This is a genomic window from Anaerosporobacter faecicola (assembly GCF_012070565.1).
In the GTDB taxonomy this organism is placed as follows: domain Bacteria; phylum Bacillota; class Clostridia; order Lachnospirales; family Lachnospiraceae; genus Anaerosporobacter; species Anaerosporobacter faecicola.
This window is the reverse complement of the sequence record NZ_JAAQRO010000022.1, coordinates 145,101-161,898: the sequence shown is the minus strand read 5'-3', so window position 1 is coordinate 161,898 and position 16,798 is coordinate 145,101. Positions and strand designations below refer to the sequence as shown.

15 protein-coding genes and 1 other annotated feature are annotated in these 16,798 nt (G+C 36.5%); of the genes, 14 read left to right on the top strand and 1 reads right to left on the bottom strand.

The features are described 5' to 3' along the window. Nucleotides 1-15: 15 nt before the first annotated feature. From HBB17_RS08920 to HBB17_RS08880, 9 genes are all read left to right on the top strand, one after another. Nucleotides 16-348, top strand: coding sequence for a metal-sensing transcriptional repressor (locus HBB17_RS08920; RefSeq protein WP_207717336.1), 333 nt, complete (start codon nt 16-18; stop codon nt 346-348). 45 nt (nt 349-393) lie between these two features. Beyond that, entirely contained in the window at nt 394-588 is a 195-nt protein-coding gene (locus HBB17_RS08915) for a heavy-metal-associated domain-containing protein (protein ID WP_167957130.1), read from the top strand. 165 nt (nt 589-753) lie between these two features. Further along, nucleotides 754-957: a binding site (T-box leader), on the top strand. A 163-nt stretch (nt 958-1,120) separates the two neighbouring features. Further along, the gene (gene proS / locus HBB17_RS08910) at nt 1,121-2,554 is read left to right on the top strand and encodes a proline--tRNA ligase (protein ID WP_167957129.1); all 1,434 of its coding nucleotides are present in this window, start codon (nt 1,121-1,123) and stop codon (nt 2,552-2,554) included. Between the two features lie 38 nt (nt 2,555-2,592). Next, nucleotides 2,593-3,993: a CCA tRNA nucleotidyltransferase gene (locus HBB17_RS08905; protein WP_167957128.1), complete on the top strand. Its 1,401-nt coding sequence runs from the start codon at nt 2,593-2,595 to the stop codon at nt 3,991-3,993. Nucleotides 3,994-4,093: 100 nt separating this feature from the next. Continuing rightward, nucleotides 4,094-5,080, top strand: coding sequence for a CotS family spore coat protein (locus HBB17_RS08900; RefSeq protein ID WP_167957127.1), 987 nt, complete (start codon nt 4,094-4,096; stop codon nt 5,078-5,080). A 233-nt stretch (nt 5,081-5,313) separates the two neighbouring features. Next, nucleotides 5,314-6,747: a PEGA domain-containing protein gene (locus tag HBB17_RS08895; protein WP_167957126.1), complete on the top strand. Its 1,434-nt coding sequence runs from the start codon at nt 5,314-5,316 to the stop codon at nt 6,745-6,747. A 185-nt stretch (nt 6,748-6,932) separates the two neighbouring features. Next, nucleotides 6,933-8,666 carry a phospho-sugar mutase gene (locus HBB17_RS08890; RefSeq protein ID WP_167957125.1) on the top strand — a complete coding sequence of 578 codons (1,734 nt, stop codon included), beginning with the start codon at nt 6,933-6,935 and terminating at the stop codon, nt 8,664-8,666. A 275-nt stretch (nt 8,667-8,941) separates the two neighbouring features. Continuing rightward, nucleotides 8,942-9,388, top strand: a complete 447-nt coding sequence (locus HBB17_RS08885; RefSeq protein WP_167957124.1) for a protease complex subunit PrcB family protein — start codon at nt 8,942-8,944, stop codon at nt 9,386-9,388. A gap of 137 nt (nt 9,389-9,525) precedes the next feature. Beyond that, nucleotides 9,526-11,094 carry a DUF3794 and LysM peptidoglycan-binding domain-containing protein gene (locus tag HBB17_RS08880; RefSeq protein ID WP_167957123.1) on the top strand — a complete coding sequence of 523 codons (1,569 nt, stop codon included), beginning with the start codon at nt 9,526-9,528 and terminating at the stop codon, nt 11,092-11,094. An 82-nt stretch (nt 11,095-11,176) separates the two neighbouring features. On the opposite strand, the gene HBB17_RS08875 is transcribed toward HBB17_RS08880, so the two are convergent. Then, the gene (locus HBB17_RS08875) at nt 11,177-11,815 is read right to left on the bottom strand and encodes a hypothetical protein (RefSeq protein ID WP_167957122.1); all 639 of its coding nucleotides are present in this window, start codon (nt 11,813-11,815) and stop codon (nt 11,177-11,179) included. A 613-nt stretch (nt 11,816-12,428) separates the two neighbouring features. On the opposite strand from HBB17_RS08875, the gene ispE reads away from it, so the two are divergent. The 5 genes from ispE to murI all read left to right on the top strand — a co-directional run bounded on the left by ispE (nt 12,429) and on the right by murI (nt 16,771). After that, nucleotides 12,429-13,304, top strand: a complete 876-nt coding sequence (gene ispE, locus HBB17_RS08870; protein ID WP_207717335.1) for a 4-(cytidine 5'-diphospho)-2-C-methyl-D-erythritol kinase — start codon at nt 12,429-12,431, stop codon at nt 13,302-13,304. Between the two features lie 5 nt (nt 13,305-13,309). After that, nucleotides 13,310-13,987 (top strand): GntR family transcriptional regulator, encoded by a 678-nt coding sequence (locus tag HBB17_RS08865; RefSeq protein ID WP_167957121.1) that lies wholly within the window; start codon nt 13,310-13,312, stop codon nt 13,985-13,987. Nucleotides 13,988-14,115: 128 nt separating this feature from the next. Further along, nucleotides 14,116-14,760: a stage II sporulation protein R gene (gene spoIIR, locus HBB17_RS08860; protein WP_167957120.1), complete on the top strand. Its 645-nt coding sequence runs from the start codon at nt 14,116-14,118 to the stop codon at nt 14,758-14,760. 125 nt (nt 14,761-14,885) lie between these two features. Next, entirely contained in the window at nt 14,886-15,947 is a 1,062-nt protein-coding gene (locus HBB17_RS08855) for a D-alanine--D-alanine ligase family protein (protein ID WP_167957119.1), read from the top strand. An 11-nt stretch (nt 15,948-15,958) separates the two neighbouring features. Continuing rightward, nucleotides 15,959-16,771, top strand: a complete 813-nt coding sequence (gene murI, locus HBB17_RS08850; protein ID WP_167957118.1) for a glutamate racemase — start codon at nt 15,959-15,961, stop codon at nt 16,769-16,771. Nucleotides 16,772-16,798 lie beyond the last annotated feature (27 nt).

Here is a 16,798-nt window from a genome sequence, read left to right as displayed (position 1 = left end):
GAGGGAAGAGCAAAGATGGACAAACCAGAGAATACGCAGGAAGATTTAAGTAGTATGGAATGTTGCTGTACAAAACGAAAACATCGAGAGGAAGAAGAATTTCGGAATCTTATGAATCGTTTGAATCGTGTGGAAGGGCAGATAAGGGGAATTAAAGGAATGCTAGAACGAGATGCATATTGTGTGGATATCCTCACACAAGTATCAGCAGTTCAAGCAGCTCTTAATAGTTTCAATAAGGTATTACTAGGAAATCATATCAAAACTTGTGTTGTGGATAGTATCCGTGAAGGAAATGACGAAGTGATCGATGAACTAGTTAATACAATACAAAAGGTGATGAAATAAATAAAAACAAAGCTGGAAGACAGTAGAAGGGATCTGGTGAATTTTATGACAAAATTACATGTGAAAGAAATGAGCTGTAACCATTGTGTAGCAAGAATCGATAAGGTGTTAAGTGATGCAGGAATTGCACATACGGTAACGTTAGAAGATAAGAGTGTTACCATTGAAGGAGACGAGGCAGTGGTTCAAAAATCTATTGAAGAATTAGATGATATTGGCTTTACCGCAGAAGTTGAGTAGGAGGGAACAACATTAAAGTTTGGTTGTATGAATGATAGTAATATTGTTCAACATTAATCAAATTGACGTTATTCATAAGGAAGCGAATTAGAGTTTGCTCATGCTTGACAAAATGAAAAATCTCTTTTACAATCAAAGTTACAATAAGTCTGTAAAATCAATGACTTTATGACCGTGAAGAGGAATAGTATATAGTGGTGAATAACACAGAGAGAAAAAGAGTGGTGAGACTTTTTCTTATTCCAGCTATAGAACCTACCTTGGAGTTCCGTATGAAAGTACGGCGTATCTTCTGCGTTAAAGATTATAAAAGAGAGCAACGTAGGTTGTTAATTAGGGTGGTACCGCCGAAGCCTTTCGGTCCCTTGTGGACTTAAGGGCTTTTTTGTTTTATGCGCAAAACATTGTTTTTGATGTGCGAGTTTACGTTAAAAAACTATATTAGGACAGTAGAATAACGTCAATAATAGAGTAAAACAGAAAAGACCTTAGGTTGATGTAACAAATTAAACACAAAAAAGGAGAAAGAGATATGGCTAAAGAAAAGAAATTAGTAGAAGCAATTACTTCTATGGAGGAAGATTTTGCACAATGGTATACTGATGTTGTAAAGAAAGCAGAACTTGTAGAATACTCTAGTGTACGTGGTTGTACAATTTTCCGTCCAGCTGGATATGCAATTTGGGAAAATATTCAGAAACAATTGGATGCAAGATTTAAAGAAACAGGTGTAGAGAATGTCTATATGCCAATGTTTATCCCAGAAAGTCTATTACAGAAAGAAAAAGATCATGTAGAAGGATTTGCTCCAGAAGTAGCATGGGTTACACAGGGTGGTTTAGAACCATTACAGGAAAAATTATGTGTAAGACCAACATCAGAAACATTATTCTGTGATTTCTATGCGAATATTATTCAATCTTACCGTGACCTTCCAAAAGTATACAACCAATGGTGTTCCGTTGTACGTTGGGAAAAAACAACAAGACCTTTCCTTCGTTCCTTAGAATTCTTATGGCAAGAAGGACATACTGCTCATGCTACTGCAGAAGAAGCAGAAGAAAGAACGATTCAGATGTTGAACCTATATGCAGATTTCTGTGAGAATGTTCTAGCAATTCCAATGATCAAAGGACGTAAAACAGATAAAGAAAAATTCGCTGGAGCGGAAGCAACCTATACCATCGAAGCATTAATGCATGATGGAAAAGCATTACAATCAGGAACAAGCCATAACTTTGGAGATGGTTTTGCAAAAGCATTCGGTATCCAATATACAGATAAAGAGAATAAATTACAATATGTACACCAAACATCATGGGGAATGACGACTCGTTTGATTGGTGCAGTGATCATGGTACATGGAGATGATAGTGGACTTGTATTACCACCAAGAATTGCTCCAACTCAAGTAATGATCATTCCTATTGCACAACATAAGGAAGGTGTTCTTGAAAAAGCCAATGAATTAAAAGAACGTCTAAGTCAATTTACTGTAAAAGTGGATGATAGTGATAAAGGACCAGGCTGGAAATTCAGTGAACAAGAGATGCGTGGAATTCCAATTCGTATTGAACTTGGACCAAAAGATATTGAAGCAAATCAAGCTGTTATCGTACGTAGAGACACAAGAGAGAAGATTGTTGTATCTCTTGATGAATTAGAAAATAAAGTAGCAGAAGTACTTGAAACAATGCAACATGATATGTTAGAGAGAGCAAGAGCACATCGTGATGCTCATACCTATGAAGCGCATAGCATGGAAGAGTTCACAGATACAGTTGCAAAGAAACCAGGTTTCGTAAAAGCTATGTGGTGTGGTGACCAAGCATGTGAAGATGAAATCAAGGAAAAGACAGGAGCAACTTCTCGTTGTATGCCATTTAAACAAGAGCATATCAGTGATACTTGTATCTGCTGTGGTAAGAAAGCAAAAGCACTTGTTTACTGGGGAAAAGCATACTAAGAAACAAGTTATTTCAAACGTACGGCAAGGAGAGTCATATGAGAATAGAGATGCCAAATAAGGTAAGAATGATCATTCAGACATTGACAGACCATGGACATGAAGCATATGCAGTAGGTGGTTGCGTACGTGACAGTATACTAGGAAGAATACCAGGAGACTGGGATATTACCACATCTGCAAAACCAGAAGAAGTGAAACGCTTATTTCGTAGGACCATTGATACAGGGATTGAACATGGGACGGTAACAATCATGTTAGATAAAGAAGGGTTTGAAGTAACCACCTATCGTATTGATGGAGAATATGAAGACAATCGCCATCCAAAAAATGTGGCATTCACTTCTGATCTTGTGGAAGATTTAAAGAGACGAGATTTCACCATTAATGCTATGGCATATAATGAACAGGAAGGCATTGTTGATGAATTTCATGGACTAGAGGATATGGAAGCGAAGGTAATCCGCTGTGTGGGCAATGCACGGGAACGTTTTGATGAAGATGCACTTCGGATACTTCGTGCAATACGGTTCTCTGCCCAGCTTGATTTTACCATTGAGGAGCAGACGAAGCAGGCGATAACAGAAAAGGCAGAGACGCTTCATAATATAAGTGCAGAACGTATTCGTGTTGAACTTGAGAAACTCTTATGTTCTTCCCATCCAAGAAAAATGATTGATGCCTATCAACTTGGAATTACGAAAATCATCTTACCTGTATTTGATCAGATGATGGAGACAACACAGAATTCTCCGTATCATTATCTAGGTGTGGGAGAACACTGCATTGCAGCTGTTGAAGCAATGCATAGTCTATTCTCCCAAGTACCATATGTCGATGATGCGAAAGAGCAGGAAACATTCTGTCTCGATCATAAATTGCAGATGATCTTATGTTTTACCATGTTGCTTCATGATTGTGGGAAACCACTTGTAAAACAGACGGATGAGCAAGGGAGGGATCATTTTTATGGACACGGAGAAGTGAGTGCGAAGACGGCAAAAACAATTCTACGCGACTTAAAATTCGACAATTATACCATCGATACCGTTACTTCGTTAATCCGTTATCATGATCATCCATTATCAATAGAAGAAAAAGCATTGCGTAAATGTATCAATACCATTGGAGTCGACCTTATGGATCTATTATTCCTTGTTAAGAAAGCAGATGCCATTGCGCATGCGGAAAATGCTTGCAAAGAGCGTTTGCAGCTTACGAACAACATAGAAACGGTATATAAAAAGATTCGAGCCGCAAAACAATGTTTACGAATGAAGGACTTAGCCATATCCGGTAAAGATTTGATTGAAATTGGTTTTAGTCAAGGAAAAACGTTAGGTGATGCTTTACAACAGATTTTGCAACACGTATTGGAAGAACCAGAAGAGAATAACAGAGAGAGTTTAATTGAATATGCGAAGAAATTGAGTTTCTAAATTATTTCCAATTTCAACTTCTATAATACCCACTTGTTTCATAGTATTAACAAGAAAGACATCCGTTAGTGAAGGATTGAATGGGTTAGGAGGGCTAATTGTGGAGGATAGGCATGAGGAAATCTGGAAGCAGTATAATATGGCAATCCGAAATGTATATCGTGTAAGGGGTGCATATATATTAGAAACCAATCAGGGTTTAAAATTATATAGGAACTATGAAGGTTCAGATACAAAGATCGAGTTTGAACAGTCAGTGAAAGAGCATCTACAAAAAGCGGGTTATACAAATGTCGATTTATATCTACGTAATCAGAATGGAGAGCTTATTACAGAAGATTCCCTAGGCACAAAATATGTGATTAAGAGCTGGTTTAATGGTGAGGAATGCAATCTTCGTGATGAAAAGGAAATTACCGCAGCCGCAAATAACTTGGGTAATTTGCATCGCTACTTGAATCATGTTGAAGTGGAATCTGAAGAACAGAAAACCAGGTATATCTATAATTTAGGAGTACAGTTTGACAAGCATAATCGAGAACTGAAAAGGGTCAGAGGCTATATACGAGATAAAAAACAGAAGAATGAGTTTGAAGTATGTTTTCTCAATGTATATAACCAGTTTTATGAACAAGGCCTGATGGCAATTGAAATTCTGGGGGAATCTGCATATGATAAACTCTTAACAGGATGTGTGAATGATATGACCATGTGTCATGGAAATTATATCTATCATAATATCATAATGTTACAAGATCAAATTGCAACAACGAATTTTGAAAAAGTATGTATTGGCGTACAGATGTTAGATCTGTATTGTTTCATACGTAAAGTAATGGAAAAGAATAATTGGGAGATTCGAATTGGAAACCGGATTATCGAAGAATATGCACGTTGTAAGGGAATATCAGATGAGGAATTTACGATACTCTATGCAATGTTGTTGTATCCGGAGAAGTTCTGGAAAGTAACGAATTTCTATTACAATGCACGAAAATCCTGGGTTCCAAGAAGGAATATACAAAAGTTAATGAACCTATCGGATCAGGCAAATGGAAAAGATGCATTTTTATTACAATTAAGATAGTGACAGGAGCGTCAAGAGGTATTTTGACGCTCCTGTTTTTGTGGTTGGAAAGATCTGCTTTCTTTTGCAAGTATGAAAAAACGGATCATAGAATTCTATGTCTTGAATAGCTCCATTCTTTTACAACAATAATCCGGTAAAATGTATGAATTACGACAAATAGTGCAAATATCAGGTTTACAATAGCTGGGGAATGCTTTATTATGTAAGGTAGATTGGAGGTGTATGCCTTGATGAATAAGAAACAAGGACAAGAGATTGATAAATATAGAAAATACATACCATTTGTTATATTGGTTGCAATGATTGCATTGGTGATCACTGTGATTACTGGAGAAGCAGATACCAAAGGCGGACATAAGAAACAGAATACAACAACTACTGAAAGTGCAGGCATTGCGGAGGTGAATACCTTAATCTATGACCGACAAGCATTTGCAGTTGTGAAAGCAATTGACACAGATAAGAAAAGTATCACCTTATATAGTATTGACGGAAATGATGAACTTAACTTATATTACGACGGGGCAACCGATGTAAAGGACAAATTTGACCAGGTCATTACCATGGCACAGATTCCAGTTGGGGAATTGGTGGATGTATATTATCTATTAAACAATGATGTGGTAGCCATAAATATCTCAAAGGACGCATGGGAATATAAAAAAGTAAGTAATCTTGTGATCAATTCGGATAAGAAAATGATGAGTATTGCAAACCAGAATTATCAATATAATGAAAATCTATTGATCATAGGCGATGGAAAAGCCATTAATATGATCAATCTTAATGAAAAAGATGAGTTAACCTTAAAGGGTGTGGGAAGTAACGTATATTCTATTATCGTAACAAAAGGGCATGGTTATGTTCGATTCTCAAATTATGATGATTTTATTGGGGGAAATCTTGAAATTGGAAATGACAACATGATCCAGATTTCAAAGGATATGTTAGTAGTGGTACGTGAAGGGGATTACCGACTTACAATGGAAAATGACGGACTAACAGGCAGTAAATTGATTCACGTGACCAGGGATGAAGAAATTGTAGTGGATATGGGTGAATTCCGTAAGGAAGCTCCACAGGTAGGAAAAGTAGAATTTACGGTAATACCAGATGGTGCGGATCTAACAATCAATGGAAAAGAAGTGGATTATTCACAACCAATTGAATTGAAATATGGCCAATATACAGTAACAGTAACGTTAAGTGGATATGAGGACTATACAGGTAAGATCACTGTAGATGAATCAAGTATGCAGTTCTTTATCACCCTAGTTGAACCAGCACCAGAAGCAACAGATGACTCGACAAGCACGAATACCAATAATTCAACAGGAACAAATAGTTCCACAAGTTCGGATACCAACAGCTCGAATAATAGTTCTTCTTCTGATGATAGCTTAGAAGAGGAGGTTAAGAATTCTGATACGAGTAATAATTCTGTTGATACGGAACATAAAATTTATGTGCAGACCCCTGCAGATGTATCAGTTTATTGGAATGGAGATCTAATGGGAACAGCACCGGTTAACTTTACAAAACAAGTGGGCAGTTACACCATATCCTTAGCAGCAGATGGGTATGAAACCGTAAGTTATCCAGTAATCATTGCTGATGATGGAGAAGACGTATACTTAAACTTCCCAAGCTTAACGAAAAAATAATCTAGAAAATTGTGTAATAACGTGTTATAATCATTACGGTTCGAAAATTTTACGAAAATTCAGAGAAAATGTCTACTGATAAAATAGAACTTGTTTGTACTGACGATTCCTTCACGCCACTTTATAATCGCCAGTTATGAGCAGTAAGAACACGATTATAAAGTAGGAATGATAGGAGGATGAACATGGATTACAAGAAGTTATACGAAGAATGGTTAAACAATCCTTATTTTGATGCAAAGACAAAAGAAGAATTAACTTCCATCAAAGAGGATGACAAAGAGATCAAAGAAAGATTTTATACGGATCTTGAGTTCGGAACAGCTGGGTTACGTGGCATTATTGGAGCAGGTACCAACCGAATGAATGTCTATACCGTTCGCAAAGCAACACAAGGATTAGCAAACTATATTATTAAAGCTGGCTATAAAGAACGTGGTGTGGCAATTGCTTATGACTCTCGTCGTATGTCACCAGAATTTGCAGATGAAGCAGCACTTTGTTTAGGTGCGAATGGAATTAAGGCGTATGTATTTGAATCATTAAGACCAACTCCAGAACTTTCTTTTGCAGTACGTAAATTACACTGTATTGCTGGTATTAATATAACAGCAAGCCATAATCCACCAGAATATAATGGATACAAAGTATATTGGGAAGATGGTGCTCAGATTACACCTCCTCATGACAATGGAATCATGGCAGAAGTAAAAGCGGTTATCGATTATAGTACGGTAAAGACTATGGAGAAACAAGATGCTGTCAAAGAGGGACTATATGAAGTAATTGGTGCAGAAATCGATGATGCCTATATCGCAGAATTAAAGAAACAAGTAATTCATGCAGACAGTATTAAAGAAGTGGCAGATCAAATTAAGATTGTTTATACCCCTTTACATGGAACTGGTAACATACCTGCAAGAAGAGTACTTAAGGAAATTGGATTTAAGAATGTATATGTTGTACCGGAACAGGAACTTCCAGATGGAGAATTCCCAACCGTAAGTTATCCTAATCCAGAAGCAGCAGAAGCATTTACCCTTGCTTTAAAACTAGCAAAAGAAAAAGATGCAGATTTAGTATTAGCAACCGATCCAGATGCTGACCGTCTTGGCGTATATGTAAAAGATACAAAGTCAGGAGAATACATCTCTATGACAGGTAATATGTCTGGATGCTTACTTGCTGATTACGAGATTAGCCAAAGAAAAGAACGAGATGGCGAACTTCCAAAGGATGGCGCGTTGATCAAAACCATCGTAACTTCAAATATGGCTGATGCAATTGCAGAATATTACGATGTTAAATTAATCGAAGTCTTAACAGGATTCAAATTCATTGGTCAACAGATTCTTGGTTTTGAAAACAATAAGAATGGAACCTATCTGTTTGGTTTTGAAGAAAGTTATGGTTGTTTGATTGGCACACATGCTAGAGACAAGGATGCAATCGTTGCAACAATGGCTCTTTGTGAAGCAGCGGCTTACTATAAAACAAAAAACATGACCCTATGGGATGCACTCGTATCCTTATATGATCGTTATGGATATTATAAAGATGATGTACAGGCTGTAACAATGAAGGGAATTGAAGGATTAGAGAAGATCCAACAGATTATGAATACCCTTCGTACGAATACACCAACCAGTGTTGGAGAATACAAAGTATTATCAGCTAGAGATTATAAGTTAGATACAATTAAGGATTTAGCCACAGGGGAAGTAAAACCAACTGGCTTACCAAATTCTAATGTATTATACTATGATTTAAGTGACCACGCTTGGTTATGTGTAAGACCTTCTGGTACAGAACCAAAAGTTAAATTCTATTATGGCGTTGTTGGTACATCATTAGAAGATGCGAATGCCAAATCAGCAGCATTAGGAAAAGAAGTATTAGCAATGATCGATCGTATGTAAAATTCGATTTATATAGGTTGGATTTAGCCCTTTCTTGTCTATTTTGATGAGAAAGGGCTTTTTTTCGTTGGATGCGCACTTGCACATAAGGTAGATGTCAGCTGAAGCTGACAGTGTACGGCACCGAGAACAAAGTGTACTTTGAAGCTATTATTAACACGAGGGTGTCGAAATACTTTCTATAAGAAAATACAAAGGGAAAAAGTGGAAAACCACGCATGTTTTCCACTTTTCTGACATAAGATATAATAACTGATAAGTCTAGGAGAATAGATATGCGGACATGGTTGAGACCCAGGAAGAACAGAGGCAGCAGGATATGCTATCTCGGATTGGTGTTGTGTATATTGCTTACAACCTTGTTAGCAGGTTGTAAATCAGAAAAAGCGGATATTAAGAAGATAAAAGATCTGGAATTTACAGTTGTTGAATATGCCAGTGTACCAGAAGAATTGATGCAGATGATTGAGGAAAAGAAGGCAGAACCTTTTAAGATGACATTCAAAAGTGATGACTCTCTCTATATTATTGTAGGATATGGAGCGAAACCAACAGGTGGTTATAGTATAGCGGTAAATGAGCTTTATCTGACCAGTAATGCTATTTATATTGATACAGATCTGATGGGACCTGAAAAAGGAGAGTCCGTTACGCAGGCTATTACATATCCTTATATCGTTGTGAAGCTAGAAAAGTTAGCAGAGCGTGTGGTTTTTAATTAAGAAGTTTTGTCATGGAAGTATTCGTCTGTACGAAGTTTGGGTTATATTCAATGGAGCATCAACATATGATTCTAGTGATAGGTCGGAAAAACCAAGCAATTTCGTATAGGTCAATGAAAATATGAGGAGGGATTATAGTGGAATTACTAAAAAAGAACATTCACATGAATAAATTAAAATGTAAAAGTAGTGTTCAATTAACATTAGATGATGATTTTAATGTTCCAGACGTGAAACCGGATATATCCAGTATGATTAAGGAACAAGGAAATATTATCATTTATGAAGTGAAGCCTATGAGTGGTAAATTGTCAGTGAAAGGTGCATTGCAGTTTAATATTCTCTATATTAGTGAAGAGGATACGAGACCAGTACATCATCTGTCTGGTGAAATACCATTTGAAGAAACAATCAATATGGATGAAGCTTGTTCAGAAGACAATATTATTGTGAAGTGGGAACTAGAAGATTTGAATACAGGTTTAATCAATTCTAGAAAAGTAAGTGTAAAAGCAATTGTTGCCTTCTCTTTTGCAGCAGAAGATGTTTATGATGAAGAAACGGCAATTGCAGTAGAAGGTGATGAAAGCTTACAAAGTAAGACAAAACAGATGAATATAACACAGTTAACAGTTAACAAGAAGGATACCTTCCGTATTAAAGATGAAGTATCAATCCCCTCCAATAAGCCAAATATATTCGAAATCCTGTATTCTGAAGTAGATTTAAGAAATATGGATATTCGTATGCAAGATGAGAAGATTAGCCTTAAGGGAGAATTAATGTTATTCGTTCTCTATGCATCAGAAGATGAGGAACATCCGATCCAATACATAGAAACAGAAGTCCCATTCTCTGGAACAGTAGACTGTAATGGATGTCTTGAGGAAATGATACCAGACATTGATATTACCATTAATAGCAAAGATATTCAGGTAAAACCTGATGCAGATGGAGAAGAACGAGTAATTGATCTGGAAGTTGTACTTAATCTGGATATCAAAGCCTACGAAGAAGAAGAACTAGAAATTTTAAGTGATGTGTACTCTACTGCAAAGGATGCAGTTCCGACATATAAGGAAGCATATTATGAAAATCTTCTTGTAAAGAATAACAGTAAAGCTAGAATTACTGATCGTATTAAGAAGTCAGATCTTCAGCCTGGAATAATGCAAATCTGCAATGCATATGGAACTGTTAAGATTGATGACATGCAAGTAGTGGAAGGTGGACTTCAAGTTGATGGCGTAATTGAAGTACAGGTTATGTATATATCAGATGATGATAGGAAGCCATTAAGTTCGATTAAAGGTGTAATACCATTCTCGCAGATGATTGAAGTGAAACAAATGACCCCTCATTGCTACTATGACGTAAAACCAAATCTGGAATCGATCAGTGTAATCTTGCTTGATAGTGATGAAATTGAAGTGAAATCAGGAATCAATCTTGCTACGATGGTATTTGAACGAATTGCGGAGCCAATTATCACGGAAGTAGTAGAACAAGATATTGATTTTTCAAAATTACAAGAGATGCCAAGTATCGTAGCATATATTGCGAAACCGAATGATTCTCTATGGACCATTGCAAAGAAATATTATACGACAATCGATAAGATCAAAGAAATCAACCAAATGGAGCAAGATACCATAAGACCAGGAGAAAAGATATTAATTATTAAGGCGGTAGACGCAATACTATAATTTCAGTGAAAAAATAAGGACTTCTATTTGCGCTGTAAGCAAAATAGAGGTCCTTATATAAATTGGTAATAAGTATTTGTGATTACTTTGTATTGGTTGTGGTATCGGAATCAGAGGTTGCTGTGCTGTCTTTTGTACCATTTTTCCAATTGTTTAATTTCTCTATAGTTGCGTCGTAAGTACGTTGGCAAATATCTGGTAATTCACCACCCCAACTTTTCGTTGCTGCTTTGAATCCTTTAACAAAGGCATTGATCATCTCATCGGCTTTATCTGGATCGCTACCGGATAAGGCTTTGGCAAAGGAAAGAATTCGATCGGAGGTTTGTTCTACACCCCAATAGCCATCTTCAGCAATATCTTTTTTAGCCTGGGCAGCGGTCTGTGCATCCACATTTACTTTTCCTTCTCTCAATAACTGATACATATCCTCGTCATTAGCAATGGAGTAGCTGCTACCTTGTTTTAGCAAAAGCTTTTCTACAAGGGAACGAAGCTGCATGGTATGTTGTTCTGCTTCTGCTTTTAATTTGTCAACCAAATCAGTGTTGGTTGTGTATGTTGATGAATTTGTCTTTGATGATTTCTCATATACAGCAGCAGTATCTTTTGCATTGGTCTTGTTTTCTGTTGCCTTTTTATTGGTTGCTGAAGTCGAAGCAGCAGTAGAGCTTGCAGCTGTATAGGCTTGTGATGATGTTGTAATTCCGTTTACACTCATAATTATTCCTCCTTGATGGTGTTGTGTACGCTGTTTTTCATTCATATTGATAACCTTGTGTCTATTAGAATCATGTAGTCCCTGCTTGTATAAACAATTTCTTGCTTGTACAAAGCAACTCCACAGTTTTCATTAAGAGTTTCCTATATATCGTACTATATTAGCTTGAAAACAAGCCGTATAAATATATGGAATGAAGAGAGACTAGGTTATATAGGGAAAAACAGAAGTTCATATAGTCAATTTGTTCTATTTTATATATCGACAGTATGAGGAAATAGTTAACCAATATGTAGGAATCTTATATAACTAACTCAAACTTCGCAGTTCAAATGCTGGCCTAAAAAAGTGCAAAACTCCTCGCAAGCTCGTCAAACAGTTGCACTTTTTTGATGAAAGCTAGAAACATCGACATAAGAAAAATATACACATTTCCATAGGCGTTTAAACACTAACGGTGATACCGTGTGGTAAACGCTAGGGATTGGGAACTATCTTGCAATTTCATAGGGTGATGTGTATAATATTATGTATACAACATACAAAAGATAGTAGAAGGCTACATGTAAATTCTGTAGCATGTGGACACGCAATGAAAGGCATAGGAGTAGATATGAATACCATTATGTTAAAAGCATACGCAAAGATTAATATAGGACTCGATGTCCTGGGAAAACGTCCAGATGGTTACCATGATGTGCGTATGATCATGCAAACCATACGTTTGTACGACAAACTTAATATGAAGAGAATTGGGAAAGATGAAATTATACTCAAAACCAATCTCGCATATTTACCAACCAATGAAAATAATTTAGTATACAAGGCAATTCAGTTGCTACGAGAAGAATTTCATATAAAACAAGGCGTGTACGTTGAACTTCAAAAACATATTCCTGTTGCAGCAGGATTGGCAGGTGGGAGTTCTGATGCTGCAGCTGCATTAATTGGGATGAATCGTTTGTTCCATCTAAAATTGACGAAAGCAGATTTGATGAAACGAGCAGTTACCTTAGGAGCAGATATTCCGTATTGTATCTTAGGCGGAACGGCATTATCAGAAGGAATAGGAGAGGTTTTGACTCCATTAGCCCCAATGCCTCGCGCTTATATTATCATAGCGAAACCACCAATCAATGTTTCTACAAAGTATGTTTATGAGAATCTAAAATTAGATGAACAGACGAAACATCCAGATATTGATGGAATTATGGAAGCGATTCAGACAAGAAATCTTGTTGGAATAACAGAGCGTTTGTGTAATGTTCTTGAAGAAGTAACGATAGAACGCTATCCGGTTATTCAAGAAATTAAAGATACACTCTTATCATATGGTGCAATGAATGCGTTAATGAGTGGAAGTGGACCAACTGTTTTTGGAGTATTTCAGGATCTTGAACTCGCCAAGAAAGCATTTTATCAATTAAAAGTACAAGGAAAAGCAAAACAAATCTATTTGACGGATGTGTTTAATCGAAGAAGGGGGTAAAGCAGATGAATGACCTTAAAGTAACGATGAATGAATATCTGCCACTTCGTGATGTGGTATTCAATACATTAAGACAAGCAATCTTAAAAGGAGAATTAGAACCAGGGGAACGTTTGATGGAGATCCAATTAGCAGAACGTTTGGGGGTGAGCAGAACTCCAATTCGTGAAGCGATAAGAAAGCTTGAGTTGGAAGGTTTAGTAATCATGGTTCCTAGAAAAGGCGCAGAGGTTGCTAAGATTACGGAAAAGGATCTCAATGATGTATTAGAGGTACGGTGTGCATTAGAAGAACTAGCGGTTGAATTAGCATGCAATAAGATTACAGAGGAGCAGATTGAACAACTGAAGATTACATTAGAACAGTTCAAGAATGTAATTCGTAATAAAGATCTTACGGAAATTGCAGAAATGGACGAAAAATTCCATATGTTGATTTTCGAAGCAACAGGAAACGGAAGATTAATTCAGTTATTGAATAATCTAAGAGAACAAATGTATCGTTACCGTGTTGAGTATCTAAAGGATCAAGCAGTATATGAGAAATTAGTAGAAGAACATGATATGATTGCTAAGAATATATTAGAATCAAATGTTGAACTTGCAAAGAAGAACATCAAGGACCATATCATTAATCAGGCAGTATCTATTAGTAAGAGCATTAGTGGTGTGGAGGAAGAATAAAGGTACAAGTCGTGAATAACGAATGGAACACATAAATTAATAAAAATACCTTTGATTGGTAAAATATGTATATCTATTTTTTGAACGGGAATACTACTTCTATAAAGTAATATATAGGAGGTACCAAGATGAGTAAAGGTAAGAAATATTGTATAGTTATAATGATGTGTTATATTGTTTACTGTATTGTAGATTTCTCCATACATACAACAAGTGCAAAAGAAATAACTGAAGGAATCGCTAAAAAGATTATTCGACTACATGTACTTGCAAATAGTGATGCTCCAGAGGACCAGGCTTTGAAGCTAAAGGTAAAAGATGCCATTGTGGTAGCGTATGAAGAGGTATTTGCAGGAGCCAAAGATAAGAAAGAAGCAGAGGAATTAATTAACAAGAATAAGGAAGCTATTCGAAAGACAGCGTTACAAGTCATTCGGGAAGAAGGATATACGTATGATGTTACAGTCTCGTTGACAAATTGTATGTTCCCAACAAAGGTATATAAGGATCTAACATTCCCAGCAGGATATTATGATGCTCTGCGAATTCAAATTGGAGAAGCAGATGGAAAGAATTGGTGGTGTGTGATGTATCCTCCGTTATGCTTTGTTGATCAAACGTACTCCATTGTTCCCGACGACTCCAAGGAGCAGTTAAAAGAATTGTTAGAACCAAAGGAATATGGATCTTTATTTGCTGATTCATCAACGGAGGTAACATATCGATTTAAAATTGTAGAAGTAATCCAAGATATTTTTCATATAAACGAATAGAACTACTATATATCTGTATAATTATAGTGTATAATACTATGTGTAGTGTGACTCGTTGACAGAGCGAGCAATGAATAAATCATCTGTCATAATTTAATAAGTGGAAAAGAGAAGGGATAAGGCATATGACTAAGAAAAACATAGCAGTAATATTTGGCGGAAAATCCTCAGAACATGAAGTATCTTGTGTATCGGCTGTTACCGTAATTGAGAACATCGATACAGATGCCTATAATCTTATATTATTAGGAATAACAAAAGAGGGAAAATGGTTAAAAGTAGATTCTACAAAACAGATTACATCTGGTGAATGGTATAACAGCAAAACGTCAGCAGTTATTTCCCCAGATGCTTCACATAAAGGCATTCTTGTTTTAAAGGACGATAAAGTAGAGAAGATTACCATTGATGTAGCTTTTCCAGTTCTTCATGGATTAAATGGAGAAGATGGAACCATTCAGGGATTGTTTGAATTAGCAGGAATCCCATATGTTGGTTGCGGTGTGCTTGCATCAAGTGTTTCTATGGATAAATTATATACAAAGATTATCGTGGATGCCTTACAAATACGTCAAGCTAAGTATGTAGCGGTTTTGAAGAGTGATATGAAAGACGTATCGGAAGTAGTAGCCAAAGTAGAGGCTACTTTAGCATATCCCGTATTCATCAAACCTTCCAATGCTGGTTCTTCCCAAGGTGTTTCCAAAGCGCATAATAGAGAAGAATTGATTGTTGGATTAGAATTGGCAATGAAACATGACCGCAAAGTACTTGTGGAAGAAAATATCGTTGGTAGAGAGATCGAGTGTGCAATATTAGGTGGAAGTGAGCCAAAAGCATCTGGTGTTGGGGAAATCCTTGCTGCAGCAGATTTCTATGATTATGATGCCAAATACAATAATGCAGAATCTAGAACGGTAATCTCTCCAGATCTTCCAAAAGAGGTAGAAGAGAAGGTTAGGGAATCTGCAGTTCGTATCTTTAAAGCAGTAGATGGATATGGCTTATCTAGAGTGGATTTCTTCGTAGAGAATGAAACCAATGATGTAGTTTTCAATGAAATTAACACCCTTCCTGGATTTACAAGCATTAGTATGTATCCTATGCTTTGGGAAGCAAAGGGAATCAGTAAAAAAACATTGGTTGAAAAGATTATTCAGTCTGCTTATGTAAGAAAAGGTGAGTAGGAGGATTAGTCATGGATAAGAATGCTCCAATCGGCGTTTTTGATTCTGGCGTAGGTGGTTTAACAGTAGTACGTGAAATAATGAAGCAGTTACCCAATGAAAGAATTGTCTACTTTGGTGATACAGCTCGTGTTCCATATGGTAGTAAATCGAAAGAGACTGTTATTACCTATGCAAGACAGATTGTAAAATTCTTGCAGACGAAAGAAGTAAAAGCGATTGTTATTGCGTGTAACACCGCATGTGCACTTGCTTTTGATACTGTTAAAGAAGAGAGTGATATTCCCGTAATTGGCGTTGTAAAGCCTGGTGCGAAAGCCGCTGCAACTACTACGAAAAATGGGAAGATTGGTATTATTGCAACGGAAGCAACCATTCATAGTGGAATATATGAAACATTTTTAAGTCAAACAAATCCAGAAGTACAGGTATACGGAAAAGCCTGTCCACTTTTCGTTCCTTTGGTAGAGGAGGGATTGTTAGATGACAGTGTTACAGTAGAGATTGCTAGCCGTTATCTAAAACCATTAAAGAAAGAAGAAATTGATACATTAGTACTTGGCTGCACCCATTATCCTTTGATTCGTGATACCTTACAAAAGGTAGCTGGAGATGAGGTGACTCTGGTGAATCCTGCTTTTGAGACTGCAAAATCTCTAAAACGGATGCTTGACAAGTACGATATATCTTGTGATCGTACCCATACGGTTACGGATCATAAGTTTTTTGTTAGTGATGGAGCAGAGAAGTTCAAAATGTTTGCAAATACAATATTACCTTGTGATGTGGAAGAAACCAAGGATATTAATATTGAACAATATTAGAACATAGAAAAGCCGTGAAAGGAATAC